Genomic DNA, 16,169 nt, shown 5'->3' with positions numbered 1-16,169 from the left:
CCATCGTGCCTTCCGTCAGTCCTGTGCGCCGCGCAGTTTCGCGCAGAGTTCGGTGAGCGTGTCGAGTTCGTCGTCGGACAGTGCCGGGCCGACGTGCCGCCGGATGCTCGCCGCGTGCCTGCGTCCGACCGACTTCTGCACACGAGCACCCTCGTCCGTCAGGGCGACGACGGTCCCCCGGCGGTCGCTGGAATCGCATTCCCGCGTGACGAATCCGGAGCCGGACAGCCGCTCGACGAGCCGGCTCAGCGACGGTTGGCTGAGCAGGATCTCCCGGTTGAGATCATGCAGGCGCAGTCTGTGTCCGGGTGCCCGGGCGAGAGTGAACAGCACGTCGTATTCGCGCATGCTCAGCTCGTCCCACACGTCGTCGGCGGCGAGGTTGCGCATCACCGCGACCTGGGCGCGGAAGAGAGCCTCCCACGCCTCGGCCGCTCGTTCGGTCCTACTGACGGGCGGCATCGACCGGCTCGCGATCGGCCTTCATCGACGCGTGCGTCGGCGGATTGTCCGGCACGCCCGCAGGTCGCCGGGCGGCGAACTCCTTGCGCAGCACGGGCACGACCTCGCCGCCGAGCAGATCCAGCTGCTCGAGCACCGTCTTCAGGGGAAGCCCCGCATGGTCGACGAGGAACAACTGCCGCTGGTAGTCGCCGAAGAAGTCGGCGAACGTCAAGGTCTTCTCGATCACCTGCTCCGGTGTGCCGACGGTCAGCGGGGTCTGATCGGTGAAGTCCTCGAGACTCGGCCCGTGGCCGTAGACCGGGGCGTTGTCGAAATAGGGCCGGAACTCGTCGACGGCGTCCTTGGCGTTCCTGCGCATGAACACCTGCCCGCCCAGTCCGACGATCGCCTGGTCCGCGCGGCCGTGACCGTAGTGCTCGTATCGCTCGCGGTAGAGGTTGATCAGGGCGATGTAGTGCTCCTTCGGCCAGAAGATGTTGTTGGCGAAGAAGCCGTCACCGTGGAACGCGGCGATCTCGGCGATCTCCGGGCTGCGGATCGATCCGTGCCACACGAACGGCGGGATGCCGTCGAGCGGACGCGGCGTCGAGGTGAACCCCTGCAGCGGGGTGCGGAACTGGCCCTGCCAGTCCACGACGTCCTCGTCCCACAGGCGGCGCAGCAGCCGGTAGTGCTCCAGCGCCAGCGGAATCCCCTGGCGGATGTCCTGACCGAACCACGGGTAGACGGGGGCCGTGTTTCCGCGACCCATCATGAGATCCACCCGGCCGTCCGTGAGATGCTGCAGCATCGCGTAGTCCTCGGCGATCTTCACCGGGTCGTTGGTGGTGATCAGCGTGGTGGACGTCGACAGGACGATCTTCTCGGTCTGCGCTGCGAGGTAGCCGAGCATGGTGGTCGGGGACGACGGCACGAACGGCGGGTTGTGGTGCTCGCCGGTGGCGAACACGTCGAGTCCGACGTCCTCCGCATGCTTGGCGATGGTCGTCATCGCCTTGATGCGCTCGTGCTCGGTGGGAGTGCGGCCGGTGGTGGGATCGGGGGTCACGTCGCCGACGGTGAAGATTCCGAACTGCATAGCTGTTCCTCTCGCGCCAGAACTCCATGCGTTTGCATGAACCTATTGCAACATTCAACCACTTCGACCTATTCCGGAAACAGCCGAGGGCGGCAAGCGCAGTGCGCTTGCCGCCCTCGGCGACGTTCGAACGAACCCGATCAGTGCATCATGACCGTCGGGGCATCTTCGGCCTCGAGACGCGGGTTGACCGACTTCTTCCGCGGCAGCATGAACGCCGGGATGAGCGTCAATGCGATCAGCACGGTGGCGACCAGGAACGTGTTGCCGAACGCATCGGCGGCCTGGCTCAGGACCTGGTCCACCATCCCGGGAGGCTCCTGCGCGGCGACCTCGGGCACGTGCTGCATCGCGACGGTCTGGCTGTCGAGACCGCGATCGAGCAGCTGGTTGGTGAGGACCACCGACATGACGGCGGTACCGATCGATCCGGCGGTCTGCTGGACGATGTTCATCAGCGTCGAACCGCGCGCAACCTGTTCGTTGGACAGCGTGACGATCGCTGCGGTCATCAGCGGCATCATCGTGCAGCCCATGCCCATGCCCATCACGAACAGCGCACCCATCAGCAGCCAGGTCGGTGAGTCCGACGCCACCTGGGTGAAGACACCGAGACCGATCAGGATCAGCGGCAGACCCGTCAGCACGATCTTGCCGGGGCCGATCTTGTCGACGAGACGTCCGGCCACCGGCATGGTCAGCATCGCGCCGATACCCTGCGGAGCCATCAGCAGACCGGCCGCGAGCGTGGTGTGCCCGCCGACCTGGATGAAGTAGCTGGGGAACAGCAGACCGGCACCCATGAACGCGACGATGAACAGCGAGGTCGTGATGACCGCGACCGACAGCTGCCGGTTCTTGAACAGGTGCAGATCGATCAGCGGGTGATCCTTGCGGAGTGCGTGGAAGACGAACGCGACGATCAGCGCCAGGCCGATCGCACCGGACACGAGCACACGAGCCGAAGCGACCGTGCCCACCTCCGGGATGGAGGACACACCGAACAGGAACAGTGCCAGACCCGGCGAGAGCAGCAGCATGCCGAGGAAGTCGAACGACTCCGAGGGCGACGCGTTGTCGGACGGCAGGATGATGAACGCAGCAGCCAGAGCGATGATGCCGATGGGCAGGTTGATCAGGAAGATCCAGTGCCAGCTCGCCGCCTCGATCAGCCAGCCGCCGAGGATCGGACCACCGATCGGGCCGAGCAGCATGGGGATTCCGAGAACCGCCATGACCCGGCCGACGCGGTCGGGGCCGGCCGCCTTCGTCATGATCGTCATACCCAGCGGCATCAACATGCCGCCGCCGAGGCCCTGCAGGACGCGGAAGCCGATGAGCGACGTGATGTCCCACGCGAAGCTACAGAGCACCGAGCCGAGGACGAACAGCACGAGCGCCGTCATGTAGAGACGCTTGGTGCCGAATCGGTCGGCCGCCCACCCGGTGACGGGGATGACGGTGGCCAGGGCGAGCGTGTACGCGGTCATCGTCCATGCGACGGTGGCGTACGTGGTGTCGAATTCCGTGGCGAACGTCGGCAACGCGACGCTGACGACGGTCACGTCGAGGATCGACATGATGGCACCGAGCACCACCACGGACGCGATCTTGAGGACCGTGCCGTCGAGCTTGTCGGGCGCCGCGTTCGCGGCGGTCGGCGATGTCATCCGAGTATCTCCTGGTTGAGTTCTCGCAGGGACTCCCCCGCGAGGATCGGTTGTAGTGCCTCGATCAGCCGAGTCCGCTCGATCTCCGGAACCCGCCATGCGAACCGTCGCAACTGATCACGCTTGCATTCGATGTGCTGGGTAGCGACCTTATGTCCGGCCTCCGACAAGGAGACCCGCTTGACCCGCCGATCGCGTTCGTCCTCCCGGCGAACGACCAGACCCAGTTTCACGAGTTGATCGACATTCCGGCCCGCCGCGGCCACCGAGAGCCGCAACCGTTCGGCCACCTCGTTGATCGGAAGTGGCTCACCGTGCTGAACCAGCGCGAAGAGCATCCGCACCTGCGAAAACGTGAGGTCCAGCTCGATGAGGTTGTCCATCGACTCCGACTCCCCCGCACTCAACACCTGGGTGAAGAAATCGTTGAGTAGTTCGAAGAGAAGATCAGGAGATTTGTCGGGCACCCTCGAATGCTAGCGCTCATGCAACTATTGCCCAAGGGCAACTATGGCGCAACCGAATAAATGGTGTCAGGTATCACATTCCCCGGCGGCACGCTCGACCTGCGGGTTCAGTCCTGGACGAGCACTGCTTTGCCCAGCACGAGGCCGGCCTCGAGATCGCGCAGCGCATCCGCAGCCTGCTCGAGCGGATACCGGGACGTGACCACGGGACGCAATCCGCGCTCCACGTGCCGGACCAACGCGGCATGCACCTCTTCCAGCGCATTCGGTTCGTTCCGGATGAACTCACCCCACGCCGCACCCACGATGCTGATGTTGCGGAACAGCACCCGGTTCACCTTGACCTCGGGGATCGCCCCTCCCGCGAAACCGATCACGACGAGCCGGCCTTCCGGGGCCAGTACCCGGACGGCCTCGTCGAATGCGTCGCCGCCGACCGGGTCGACCACGATCTGCGCGCCCCGGCCGCCGGTCAGTTCACGGACCCGGGCGCCCCAGCCGTCTTCGAGGCGGACGACCTCGTCGGCCCCCAGTTCGCGCAGGAAGTCGTCGGCCCCGTCCCGGCGCACCACCGCGATCACGCGGGCGCCGTGGGCCTTCGCCAGCTGGATGGTGGACGTCCCCACCCCACCCGCCGCGCCGAGGACGACGACGGTTTCGCCTGCCCGCAGCCGAGCCCGGCGCTCCAGCGCGAATTCCATCGTCTGGTAATTGACGATCAGCGACGCCGCTTCGTCGAAATCCAGGATCGACGGAATGGGCAGCACCTGCGCCGGCAGCACTGCGACCCGTTCGGCGTAACCGCCGACCTGCGACGCCGCGAGCACCCGGTGACCGGGCTCGAATCCGCTGTCGGCCGGTGCCGACACCACCACACCCGCGACTTCGGCGCCGGGAACGAAAGGCAGCTCGGGGCCGAGCTGATATTTGCCGTAGCTGATCAGCAGGTCGGGGAAGCACACGCCGCTGGCCTTGACGTCGATCAGGACCAGCCCCTCGGCCGCCGGTTCGGGTATGTCCTGCAGCGTCATGCCGCCCGGCCCCGACAGCTCCGTCACCACCACTGCGCGCATGCTCGAAACACTAGACGCGCAGGGGTGGCGGGAGGCGTCAACGAGCGAAGAGCCGCTTCCGCCTACGGGCGACGGACACCAGCTCGACCTTGTCGGTCATCTTCACGCGGGGCCGGCCGGACCCCTCGGCGCGGCCGGTCTCCGCCTTGTCGATCGCCCGCCACCCGGGGAAGCCGATCTGTTCCGGCTGGCGCCGCTCGATCAGCTTCTTCACGTCCTTGCGGGTGCCGACCGTGCCGAGGAGTTCTCCTGCCTCGAAATCCGCGAGCAGCGACGACACCGTCTCCTTGGCGCACGCCTTGTTGGTGCCGATGACACCGCTGGGACCGCGCTTGATCCATCCGGTCACGTACACCCGGTCGGTGACCCGGCCGTGCTCGTTGGGGATCACGCCGCGCTTCTCGTCGAACGCGACACCGCCGACGGGGTTGCCGCGGTATCCGATGGATCGCAGGACGAGCGAGGTGTCCAGCGAGCCTTCCTCGCCCCGGGCCCGGGCGGACAACGTGCCGGACTCGTCGACCACCAGTTCGTTGCGTCCGTAGCGCAGGGCCTCGGCCTTGCCGGATCCGGTGACCTCGAGCGGCGACGTCAGGTAGCGGAACACGATGCGCTTGTGACCGGGCCGTGGGGCACGCTGCGCGAACTCCCGCGCCAGCCGGACCTTCATCGCGGTGGCGGGTTCGTCGAGCAGCGCCTCGCTGGCCGGGTCGAGGTCGAGGTCGGCGTCGTCGATGACGACGTCCACGTTCTCGAGGTCGCCGAGCGCCAGGAACTCGGGGTTGCTGTAGGCGGCCTGCGCGGGCCCGCGGCGGCCGAGGAGCACGACCTCCTCGATGTTGCTGCGCCGCAGCGCGGCGAGGGCATGATCGGCGATGTCCGTCCGTTCCAGCTCCTCGACGTTCATCGTGAGGATGCGGGCCACGTCGAGCGCGACGTTGCCGTTGCCGACGATCACCGCGCGCTTCGCGGACAGGTCGAACGTGCGCTCCGCGTAGTCCGGGTGGCCGTTGTACCAGGCCACGAACTCGGTGGCGGCGTGTACGCCGGGAAGATCCTCGCCCGCGATTCCCAGACGCCGGTCGCTCGACGCCCCGACGGCGTAGATCACGGCGTGGTGGTTCTCCAGCAGCTCGTCGTGGGTGACGTGTTTGCCGACCTCGACGTTGAGGTGGAACTCGAAGTTCGGCCGGTCGAGGCTCCACTCGAACATCCGGGTCACCTCCTTGGTGCCCGGGTGGTCGGGCGCGACACCGGCGCGGACGAGTCCCCACGGCGTCGGGAGCTTCTCGAACATCTCGACCTCGACGTCCGAACGTTCGAGCAGTTCACCGGCGGCGTAGCAGGCCGCGGGCCCGGCGCCGACGACGGCGACCCGGAGCTTCCCGAGGTCGCGGCGCGGCGGAGTCGCGGGCGTGAGAGGGATCCACCCGGTCGGCATGGGGTTGGTCGTGTAGTACTCGGCGTTGATGTCCTTGTAGCGGGCGAGCGAGCCGACGAGCTTGTCTTCCGGGAAGATCGCGTCGACCGGACAGGCATCGACGCAGGCCCCGCAGTCGATGCAGGTTGCCGGGTCGATGTGCAGCATCTCGGTCTGCGCGAATTCCCGCTCCTCCGGTGTCGGATGGATGCAGTTCACGGGGCATGCGGAGACGCAGCTCGCGTCGTTGCAGCACGCCTGGGTGATGACATATGCCATTGCGGTTTCCTCACACCTGTCCGGACCATCGAACTCGTTTGTGTTACACGTAGTAACAGTTATATGAACTGTACTGAGAATCGCGTCCGCAAACAAGCACCGGTGCCGGATGGAAGAATCAGGGCTCCGTCCACAAGCGAAGGAACCGCATCTTGGCACTCGACCGACCCCTCGCCGCTCGACCCTCACGTGGCCGCGTCTTCGAGACGTCCTGGCCGGTCCGCACCGGCGACATCGATGCGGCCAAGCGTCTGCGCCTCGACGGGATCGCGCGTTATCTGCAGGACGCGGGTCTGGACAACCTCGACGCGGTCGACGCCGCCGACAGCCACCCGCTGTGGATCGTCCGGCGCACCGTCATCGACGTCGTCCGGCCCGCGGTGTGGCCCGAGCGGGTGCACCTCCGGCGCTGGTGCTCGGCGCTGTCGACCCGCTGGACGAACATGCGGGTCCAGATCGAGGGTGAGGCGGGCGCCCTCATCGAGACCGAAGGTTTCTGGATCCACATCAGCGGCGAAACGGGAATGCCCACCCGCATCGACGACGGGTTCATCGAACGCCTCGGGGAGTCGGCGGAGGAACACCGGCTCAAGTGGAAGCGGTGGCTCGTCGAGAATGCTCCGGCCGCCGACGAGGACGGCATCGTGGATACCGAGTTCGTCCTGCGCCGCACCGACATCGACCCATTCGACCACGTCAACAACGCCGTCTACTGGCAAGCCGTCGAAGAACTGATCGCCGACCACGAGCATCCGGGCGGCGGCCGCCTCGTCGACAACCCCCATCGCGCCGTGCTCGAGTACCTCTCGCCCATCGTGTCGACCGACGAGATCGTCCTGCGTTCGCGGCGGGACGAGACGTCGCTGACCGTATGGTTCCTGGTCGACGACGCCCTGCGCGCCGTGGCCCGGGTCGGGCCCCTCGCCACCTGATCAGACCATTTGCTGGGTGCCGATCACCCGCAACAGGTCGAGCCTGGCCCGCGCGTCGGAGCCCGGCTGCGGCATGTACACGAGCAGATGCTGGTAGGCGCTCGGGGTCAGCAGCGTCTCGCAGACGAGGTCGATGCGTCCGACCTCGGCGTGGAGGACGGTCTTGGTGTCGGACCGCCGGACGGCCACATCGTGTCGGTCCCAGAGCGCCGCGAACTCCGCGCTGCTCTCGTAGAGGCGGTCCACCAGTTCCGTCACGTCGGCGTCACCGGCCCGCCGGGCGGCCGTCGCCCGCAGATCCGCGACGTGGTTTCCGGCGAGCCGCTCGTGATCGTCCTCGGGAAACATCCCGCGCTCGCCGGGATGCGCGAACCACCGCCACGGCACGTACCGATCGAGACCTGAATACCGGGACGCGTCGCCGAACAGGATCACGTGCATGCGGTTCTGGACCAGAACTTCCCCGAGATCCGAGATGACGCAGCCCGGGGTGTCGTCGAGCTTGTCGAGCAGGTGCAGCAGTCCCGGTCCGACGTGCTTGTTTCCCGCGGCCCGCATCGGCGGCACCTGTCCCGACAACAGGTAGAGGTGGTCTCGCTGATCGTCGGTCAGCCGCAGCGCCCGCGCGATCGACGCCAGGACCTGCGTCGACGGATGCGGGCCGCGTGCCTGCTCGAGTCGCGTGTAGTAATCCGTCGACATACCCGCGAGCATCGCCACCTCGTCGCGCCGGAGCCCCGGCGTCCGCCGACGCAGTCCCGGTGGCAATCCGACCTCGGCCGGGACGAGCTGTTCCCTGCGACGGCGGAGGAAATCGGCCAACTCGGAGCGGTTCATGCATCAACTGTGCCGGACCCGCCGGGGCGCTGCCAGGGATCGCCGGTCCCCCGATGAACGGTCTCTGGTTGCCGCTCCCGGCGACGGCGACGCTGGTGTCAGTCCGGAACAGACACCGACCATCGGAGCAGAACATGATCAGCACCACCGCACTCGGAACCACCGGTCCCACCGTCAGCCGGCTCGGCCTCGGCGCCATGGGCATGTCCGGGATGTACGGCAGGACGGACGACGTGGAGTCCGTCGCCACCATCCACGCGGCGCTCGACGCCGGGATCGACCTCGTCGACACCGGGGACTTCTACGGATCGGGCCACAACGAGTCCCTGATCGGCAAGGCCCTCGCCGGCCGCCGACGCGAGGACGTGACCCTCAGCGTCAAGTTCGGCGGTCTGCGCGGGCCCGGCGGCACGTGGGCCGGAGTCGACACGCGACCCGAGTCGATCCGCAACTTCCTCGCATACTCGCTGCAGCGTCTCGGCGTCGACTACATCGACGTCTACCGCCCCGCCCGTCTCGACCCCGCCGTGCCGATCGAGGACACCGTGGGAACGATCGGTGAACTCGTCGAGGCCGGCTACGTGCGCCACATCGGCCTGTCCGAGGTGGGTCCCGAGACCCTTCGCCGAGCGGCGGCGGTGCACCCGATCGTGGATCTGCAGATCGAGTACTCGCTCATCTCCCGGGGGATCGAGACCGAGATCCTGCCGCTCTGCCGGGAACTCGGGATCGGCGTGACAGCCTACGGCGTGCTCTCCCGAGGCCTGCTCAGCGACTCGCTGCGCACCGACCAGACACTCGCGGCCGACGACTTCCGCGCGCACAGCCCCCGGTTCCAGGGCGAGAACCTCCGGCAGAACCTCACCCTCGTCGACTCGCTCGCCGCAGTGGCCGCGCAGCACGGGGTGAGCGTCGCGCAGCTGGCGATCGCGTGGGTTCTCGCCCAGGGCGACGACATCGTGCCCGTCGTCGGAGCGCGTACCGTCGCCCGGCTCGCGGAGACGCTCGGCGCACTCGACGTCCACCTCGGTGCCGGTGACCTCGCGGCCATCGCCGCAGCGGTTCCCGACACCGCAGTCGCCGGGGAACGCTACGCGCCCGCGCAGATGGCCCAGCTCGACAGTGAACGTGCCGGCGTGGGGAGCTAGCGTCTAGCCATGGCCTCGCACAGCTCGTCGCGGAATCGCACCCTGATCCTGATGCGCCACGGCAAGTCGGCGTACCCGGAGGGGGTCGCGGATCACGAGCGGCCGTTGGCGCCGCGCGGGCGCAAGCAGGCAGGACTGGCCGGTGAGTGGCTGCGGTCGACTCAGCCGCCGATCGACGCCGTGCTGTGTTCGACCGCTCGCCGCACCCGGGAAACGCTGGAGGCGACGCGGGTCGGCGCTCCCGCCCGGTTCGCCGAGGAGTTGTACGGCGCGTACCCGTCCGAGGTGCTCATGGAGATCGTGCGGGTCGAACCGTCGGTACGCACGCTGCTGGTGGTCGGGCATGTTCCCGGCATGCCGTCGACGGCACTGGATCTGGCGGGCAACCCCGATACCGGGGATGCCAACCTGATGCGGGAGAAGTTCCCGACGTCTGCGCTCGCCGTGCTCACGGTGCCGTGCGAATGGGACGAACTGACGTCGAGCGCGGCGTCACTCGCCGCGTTTCACGTTCCGCGGTAGCGGCGTCAGAACAGCTTCCGGCCGACGACGGCGACGACACCCAGAATCAGGACCAGCACGAGGGCCGACCAGAATCCGAACAGCCACCACACCACCCCGAAGACGACCAGCGCCGGTGCCACGGTGATGAGTGCGATCGTGGGGCTTTCCCGCAGCACTTCGAGTGCCGACTCGGTCTTGACGCGGTCGATCTTCTTCTCGGACATCTCGTCTCCGTTCAGCGAACCACGCATATCGGACAGGTGTGGTCGAGGATAGTCTTCACGGGACGAGAACCGGCTCGAGCGAGGGCACGCGAGCGGCGAGGAGATGGGGAAAGCGCAGTGACCACCCGACAGGAGAAGGCCGCTCAGACACGCCAGGACCTGCTCGACGCAGCCAGAGTGGTCTTCGAACGCAAGGGTTACCTGAACGCCACCATCACCGACATCACCACCGAGGCCGGCAAGGCCGCGGGTTCGTTCTACAACCATTTCGACGGCAAGGAAGCGTTGCTCCTCGCGCTCGCGGACGACATCGGCGACGACGCGGACGCACTCATCACCACGTCCCCCGGCGATCTGCGGGACCTCGGCCCTCATCTCGCCGTGTTCTGGCAACTTCAGGCGCGGCATCGCACCGTGATGGCCGCGCTCCGCGACGCAGCCCTCGTCGATCCCGACTTCGCGCAGCGGATGCACGACTTCGGGATCGAGCAGATGAAGCCGTGGGCCGAACTCCTCAGGGCCCTCGCCGCGGACGGGGCGCACCTCCCCGGCGGCCCCGAGGTCAGTGCCCGGCTGATCGCCGCGGTGGCGACGGCCTTCGTGGGCCTGTGGGACGGCGGCGACGACGAGGGCATCGCCGCGCTCACCCGGTTCGTCGAGCGCGGGCTCCTCGGCTAGCTGCCCGGGAACGTCACGACGTCGAGGTACAGCGGCATCTCGTCGCTGCGCGATCCGGTCTGCGTCCCCGCCTCGTCGACCACCGGGGCGCCGGCGGTCGCGGCGGCCTCGAGGCTCTCCCCCGTCACCCGTCCGTCGAGGTCGAAGTTCTCGAATTCGAACGGAATGCCGTTCGCCGCCAGAAAGTCCGGCCCGTCCATCAGATGGAAGTGCAGATGCGGCGCGTCGGTGTTTCCGCTGTTGCCCAGCAGCCCGATCTGGTCTCCCGCCCGCAGGTCCTGGCCGACACTGATGTCGTCGACGCTGCCGGGCTGCAGGTGCGCGTAGAACGCGTACCGCCCGTTCCCGATGTCCTGGACGACGTGGTTTCCGCCGTACTGGTCGAGGGGCAGTCCCTGCGGAGTGGCACCCGGAACCTGTTCGGACAGATCGCCAACGACGGCGATCACCTTGCCGTCCGACACCGCGCGGACCGGTGCGCCGTAGTACTCGTAGCTGGACAGCTGGGTCTGGTCACCGACGTAGATGCGTCCCTGTTCGTCGAGCTGGACGAAATCGATCGCGAAGCGCTCGGCGGCGAGCATCCGGCCGTTGATCGGCAGGACGGCCGCGCGGTGGGACGTGACCGTGCAGCAGCCGGTGCCGTCGAGCCAGCGTGGACCGTCGAGGGGCGCGCGGATACGGACGGCGTCGCGGGTGTCGACTTCGGTGTCCGCCACGTTCTCGGCGAGCTGCGACGGCACGAGTGACGTCGCCTGCGGGAAGTCGACGTTCACGACGTGGCCGAGACTGCCGGGCACGTCGTCGGGACTGTTCAGCGTCGCGTCGATCCACACCAGCCCCTGCTGTCCGGGGGCGAGGACGGTGCCGGTCTTCGGGCCTCCGCCGAGGGCCTGGAACCACGGCGTCAGCGCGTCGCCGCTCAGGTCCACCAGCGTGCGGCCGTCACCCTTCACCTGCAGCGACGTAATCGTCGCCGGCTGCGACCCGGTGTTCGTCAGCCGCAGTTCGTAGGCCAGGTGCACGCGACCGTCGCTGCCCGTCACCGGGATCGGTGGGGCCACCACATCCGCGACCACCGGAGTGAGCACCGCGGGACCGGCGGACGCGGCAGGCGCCGACGACGACGTCGCCTCGCCCTGCTGGTCGTCCGACGCCGTGCAGGAGGTCGCGGCCCCCACGACGACGGCGATCAGGAGTGCGATGGCGAACCTCGACCGGGCCATCATCCGACGCTAGCAACGGTGAACATCCGGCGACAAGGCATGGCGGGCGACAAGGCATGGAAACAGATGAAGGCCCCACCCCCGAAGAGAGAGGGGTGGGGCCTTCGTCCTTGGTGAGTGCTCGGCGAGTCCGAGGACTCGTCAACCGCTCACGGGCGCGGAGCGCCTACCGGTAATCGTTGCTGAAACCGTAATCGTCCAGCGGCACCGCGGCACCGGTGTTCTGGCCGAAGCCGTCCGGGCTGTAGTACTGGTCGTCGTAGGACGGAACCGCGTACGCAGCAGCGCGGGCCTCTTCGGTCGGCTGCACCTGAATGTTGCGGTAACGGTTGATACCGGTACCGGCAGGGATCAGCTTTCCGATGATCACGTTTTCCTTCAGACCGATCAGCTTGTCCGAGCGGCAGTTGATCGCCGCATCGGTCAAGACGCGAGTGGTCTCCTGGAACGACGCCGCGGACAGCCACGAGTCGGTCGCCAGCGATGCCTTGGTGATACCCATCAGCACCGGACGTCCGGCTGCCGGCTCGCCACCCTCGGCGACGACACGGCGGTTGGCCGCTTCGAAGTCCGCACGCTCGGTCAGCGAACCGGGCAGGAACTCCGTGGCGCCCGAATCGATGATCGTCACGCGACGCAGCATCTGGCGCACGATGACCTCGATGTGCTTGTCGTGGATCGACACACCCTGGCTCCGGTACACCTCCTGGACCTCGTTGACGAGGTGGATCTGCACCTGACGGGGGCCCATGACACGCAGCACCTCGTGCGGATCGGCAGCACCTTCCATGAGCTGCTGACCGACCTCGACGTGGTCACCGTCGGCCAGAAGGCGTTCGGTGCCGTCGTCGTGCTTGAAGACACGCAGACGCTGACGCTTCGAGAGCTTGTCGTAGACAACCTCTTCGCCACCGTCGTCCGGGACGATGGTGATCTTGTAGAAGCGGTCGCCGTCCTCGAGCTGCACGCGGCCACTGACGTCGGCGATCGGGGCCTTGCCCTTGGGGACGCGGGCCTCGAACAGCTCCTGAACACGCGGCAGACCACCGGTGATGTCGTCTCCGGCGACACCACCCTGGTGGAACGTACGCATGGTCAGCTGGGTACCGGGCTCACCGATGGACTGCGCGGCGACGATACCGACGGCCTCACCGATGTCGACGAGCTTGCCGGTGGCCATGGAGCGGCCGTAGCAGGTGGCGCAGACGCCGGTGCCGGTGGTGCAGGTGAGCACCGAACGGACCTTGACCTGCGTGATGCCTGCCTCGAGCAGCGCGTCGATAGCCGGGTCACCCAGGTCGTGTCCACGCTCGACGATGACGTTGCCGTTCTCGTCGACCGCGTCGGCGGCCAGGGTGCGGGCGTACGTGCTCGTCTCCACGTGAGCGTCGCGGATCAGCGTGCCGTCGGCCTGCTTCTCGGCGATCGTGGTAACGATGCCGCGCTCGGTTCCACAGTCGACCTCGCGGACGATGACGTCCTGCGAGACGTCCACCAGACGACGGGTCAGGTAACCCGAGTCGGCGGTGCGGAGCGCGGTATCGGCCAGACCCTTACGGGCACCGTGCGTGTTGATGAAGTACTCGAGAACGGTCAGGCCTTCCTTGAAGGAAGACTTGATCGGACGCGGGATGAACTCACCCTTCGGGTTGGTCACCAGACCCTTCATACCGGCGAGCGAACGAACCTGAGTCATGTTGCCGGCGGCGCCGGACTTCACGATCATCGGGATCGGGTTGTCGTCGGGGAAGTGGGCCTCCATGGCCTTACCGACCTCGTCGGTGGCCTCGGACCAGATCTTGACCAGGGCGCTGTTGCGCTCGGTCTTGTTCAGGGCACCACGCTGGTACTTCTTCTCGATCTGATCGGCCTGAGCCTCGAAGGACTCCATGATCTGAGCCTTCTCCGGCGGCACGAGGACGTCGGAGATCGAGACCGTGACACCCGAACGCGTGGCCCAGTAGAAACCGGCGTCCTTCAGCTTGTCGACGGTCTGCGCGACCACGATCATGGGGTAACGCTCCGCGAGATCGTTGATGATCGTCGCCTGACGCTTCTTCGGCATCTGCTCGTTGACGAACGGGTAGTCCGCGGGCAGCAGCTCGTTGAAGAGCACGCGACCCAGCGTCGTCTCCGCGGTCCAGCCGTCACCGTAGTTCCAGCCCTCGGGGAACAGCTCCGACTCGATGTCGCGAGGCGGGCGCTGCTGCGTGAGCCGCACCTTGATCTTCGCCTGCACGACGAGCGCGCCACGATCGACGGCCATCTGAGCCTCGGCAGGCGAGGAATACACGCCCTGCTCCGCCTCGTCACTGGTCGACGCTGCGAGCTCGCCGATCGCACCCTCGTCCAACCGGGTCAGGTGGTACAGACCGGTGACCATGTCCAGACGGGGCATGGCGAGCGGTCGACCCGACGCGGGCGACAGGATGTTGTTCGACGACAGCATCAGGATGCGAGCCTCGGCCTGCGCCTCCGCGGACAGCGGAAGGTGCACGGCCATCTGGTCACCGTCGAAGTCGGCGTTGAAGGCCTCACACACCAGCGGGTGGAGCTGAATGGCCTTACCCTCGACCAGCTGCGGCTCGAATGCCTGGATGCCCAGGCGGTGCAGCGTCGGTGCACGGTTCAGCAGCACGGGGTGCTCGGCGATGACCTCTTCGAGGACGTCCCACACCTGTGCGCGCTGACGTTCCACCATCCGCTTGGCGGACTTGATGTTCTGCGCGTGGTTCAGGTCGACCAGGCGCTTCATCACGAACGGCTTGAACAGCTCGAGAGCCATCAGCTTCGGCAGACCGCACTGGTGCAGCTTGAGCTGCGGGCCGACGACGATGACGGAACGACCCGAGTAGTCGACGCGCTTACCGAGCAGGTTCTGACGGAAACGACCCTGCTTGCCCTTGAGCAGGTCGCTCAGGGACTTCAGCGGACGGTTACCGGGACCCGTGACGGGACGGCCACGACGGCCGTTGTCGAACAGCGCGTCCACGGACTCCTGCAGCATCCGCTTCTCGTTGTTGACGATGATCTCGGGGGCACCGAGGTCGATCAGCCGCTTGAGGCGGTTGTTGCGGTTGATCACGCGGCGGTACAGGTCGTTCAGGTCGGAGGTGGCGAAGCGGCCACCGTCGAGCTGAACCATCGGACGCAGCTCCGGCGGGATCACCGGGACGGCGTTCAGAACCATGCCCATGGGCGAGTTCTGGTTGACCTGGAAGGCTGCGACGACCTTGAGACGCTTCAGTGCGCGGAGCTTCTTCTGCCCCTTGCCGCTGCGGATGGTCTCGCGGAGGTTCTCGGCCTCGGCGTCGATGTCGAAGCTCTCCATGAGCTTCTGGATCGACTCGGCACCCATGGCGCCCGTGAAGTACTCGCCGTAGCGGTCGACGAGCTCGCGGTACAGCAGTTCGTCGACGATGAGCTGCTTGACGCTGAGCTTGGTGAACGTGGTCCAGATCTCGTCGAGACGGTCCAGCTCACGCTGCGCGCGGTCGCGGAGCTGACGCATCTCGCGCTCGCCGCCGTCCTTGACCTTGCGGCGGACGTCGGACTTGGCGCCCTCCGCCTCCAGCTCGGCGATGTCGGCTTCGAGCTTCTGAGCGCGTGCCTCGAGGTCGGCGTCGCGCTGATCCGCGACGGACTTCTTCTCGACCTGCATCTCGGCTTCGAGAGTGGACAGCTCGTTGTGACGCAGTTCCTCGTCGACACCGACGATGACGTACGCGGCGAAGTAGATGATCTTTTCGAGATCCTTCGGCGCCAGGTCGAGCAGGTAGCCGAGACGGCTGGGCACGCCCTTGAAGTACCAGATGTGCGTGACCGGGGCAGCCAGTTCGATGTGTCCCATGCGCTCACGCCGAACCTTGGCGCGGGTCACCTCGACACCGCAGCGCTCACAGATGATGCCCTTGAAGCGGACACGCTTGTACTTGCCGCAGTAGCACTCCCAGTCCCGGGTGGGGCCGAAGATCTTCTCGCAGAAGAGGCCGTCCTTCTCGGGCTTGAGCGTGCGGTAGTTGATGGTCTCCGGCTTCTTGACCTCGCCGTAGGACCAATTGCGGATGTCCTCTGCACTGGCGAGGCCAATGCGGAGTTCATCGAAGAAGTTGACGTCGAGCACGTAACTTCCTTTCCCCAGAGGGATTGTGGATCAGCGGTGGCCGCC

General features: G+C 67.0%; 14 protein-coding genes. 4 read left to right on the top strand and 10 right to left on the bottom strand.

What is annotated here, in order from left to right:
- Nucleotides 1-15 precede the first annotated feature (15 nt).
- From OYT95_RS28965 to OYT95_RS28940, 6 genes are all read right to left on the bottom strand, one after another.
- Nucleotides 16-462, bottom strand: coding sequence for a MarR family winged helix-turn-helix transcriptional regulator (locus OYT95_RS28965; RefSeq protein ID WP_268789755.1), 447 nt, complete (start codon nt 460-462; stop codon nt 16-18).
- Nucleotides 446-1,543 carry an LLM class flavin-dependent oxidoreductase gene (locus OYT95_RS28960; RefSeq protein ID WP_268789754.1) on the bottom strand — a complete coding sequence of 366 codons (1,098 nt, stop codon included), beginning with the start codon at nt 1,541-1,543 and terminating at the stop codon, nt 446-448. The genes OYT95_RS28965 and OYT95_RS28960 overlap by 17 nt, the downstream gene beginning before the upstream one ends.
- Nucleotides 1,544-1,683: 140 nt before the next feature.
- Nucleotides 1,684-3,213, bottom strand: a complete 1,530-nt coding sequence (locus tag OYT95_RS28955; RefSeq protein WP_037233551.1) for a DHA2 family efflux MFS transporter permease subunit — start codon at nt 3,211-3,213, stop codon at nt 1,684-1,686.
- Nucleotides 3,210-3,680, bottom strand: a complete 471-nt coding sequence (locus OYT95_RS28950) for a MarR family winged helix-turn-helix transcriptional regulator (protein WP_037233548.1) — start codon at nt 3,678-3,680, stop codon at nt 3,210-3,212. The genes OYT95_RS28955 and OYT95_RS28950 overlap by 4 nt, the downstream gene beginning before the upstream one ends.
- A 107-nt stretch (nt 3,681-3,787) precedes the next feature.
- A complete protein-coding gene (locus tag OYT95_RS28945; RefSeq protein ID WP_112301808.1) occupies nt 3,788-4,753 on the bottom strand; it encodes an NADPH:quinone oxidoreductase family protein in 966 nt (321 codons plus the stop codon).
- 37 nt (nt 4,754-4,790) lie between these two features.
- On the bottom strand, nt 4,791-6,452 hold the full coding sequence (locus OYT95_RS28940; protein WP_112301807.1) for an FAD-dependent oxidoreductase: 1,662 nt from the start codon (nt 6,450-6,452) through the stop codon (nt 4,791-4,793).
- Between the two features lie 152 nt (nt 6,453-6,604).
- Here OYT95_RS28940 and OYT95_RS28935 point away from each other — a divergent pair, with 152 nt between their 5' ends.
- The gene (locus OYT95_RS28935) at nt 6,605-7,384 is read left to right on the top strand and encodes an acyl-[acyl-carrier-protein] thioesterase (RefSeq protein WP_037233540.1); all 780 of its coding nucleotides are present in this window, start codon (nt 6,605-6,607) and stop codon (nt 7,382-7,384) included.
- Here OYT95_RS28935 and OYT95_RS28930 read toward each other — a convergent pair whose 3' ends face one another.
- Nucleotides 7,385-8,221 carry a helix-turn-helix transcriptional regulator gene (locus tag OYT95_RS28930; protein ID WP_268789753.1) on the bottom strand — a complete coding sequence of 279 codons (837 nt, stop codon included), beginning with the start codon at nt 8,219-8,221 and terminating at the stop codon, nt 7,385-7,387.
- A 134-nt stretch (nt 8,222-8,355) separates the two neighbouring features.
- Between OYT95_RS28930 and OYT95_RS28925 the strand changes: the two genes are divergently transcribed.
- Both OYT95_RS28925 and OYT95_RS28920 read left to right on the top strand, forming a co-directional pair.
- Nucleotides 8,356-9,369, top strand: coding sequence for an aldo/keto reductase (locus tag OYT95_RS28925; RefSeq protein WP_037233638.1), 1,014 nt, complete (start codon nt 8,356-8,358; stop codon nt 9,367-9,369).
- 9 nt (nt 9,370-9,378) lie between these two features.
- Complete coding sequence (locus OYT95_RS28920; RefSeq protein ID WP_112301805.1) at nt 9,379-9,891, top strand: SixA phosphatase family protein; 513 nt, start codon at nt 9,379-9,381, stop codon at nt 9,889-9,891.
- 5 nt (nt 9,892-9,896) lie between these two features.
- On the opposite strand, the gene OYT95_RS28915 is transcribed toward OYT95_RS28920, so the two are convergent.
- Nucleotides 9,897-10,097 carry a hypothetical protein gene (locus OYT95_RS28915; RefSeq protein ID WP_005258232.1) on the bottom strand — a complete coding sequence of 67 codons (201 nt, stop codon included), beginning with the start codon at nt 10,095-10,097 and terminating at the stop codon, nt 9,897-9,899.
- Nucleotides 10,098-10,214: 117 nt separating this feature from the next.
- Between OYT95_RS28915 and OYT95_RS28910 the strand changes: the two genes are divergently transcribed.
- Nucleotides 10,215-10,775, top strand: coding sequence for a TetR/AcrR family transcriptional regulator (locus OYT95_RS28910; RefSeq protein ID WP_112301804.1), 561 nt, complete (start codon nt 10,215-10,217; stop codon nt 10,773-10,775).
- Here the strand turns inward: OYT95_RS28910 and OYT95_RS28905 are convergent.
- Nucleotides 10,772-12,004: a M23 family metallopeptidase gene (locus OYT95_RS28905; RefSeq protein ID WP_112301803.1), complete on the bottom strand. Its 1,233-nt coding sequence runs from the start codon at nt 12,002-12,004 to the stop codon at nt 10,772-10,774. The genes OYT95_RS28910 and OYT95_RS28905 overlap by 4 nt on opposite strands.
- A 163-nt stretch (nt 12,005-12,167) precedes the next feature.
- Complete coding sequence (locus OYT95_RS28900; protein ID WP_005252128.1) at nt 12,168-16,124, bottom strand: DNA-directed RNA polymerase subunit beta'; 3,957 nt, start codon at nt 16,122-16,124, stop codon at nt 12,168-12,170.
- Nucleotides 16,125-16,169 lie beyond the last annotated feature (45 nt).

Origin of the sequence: Rhodococcus sp. JS3073, assembly GCF_026810085.1 — a bacterium.
GTDB lineage: Bacteria > Actinomycetota > Actinomycetes > Mycobacteriales > Mycobacteriaceae > Rhodococcus_F > Rhodococcus_F wratislaviensis.
Note: the sequence above shows the minus strand (reverse complement) of the source record. Positions and strands in the feature narration are given on the sequence as shown.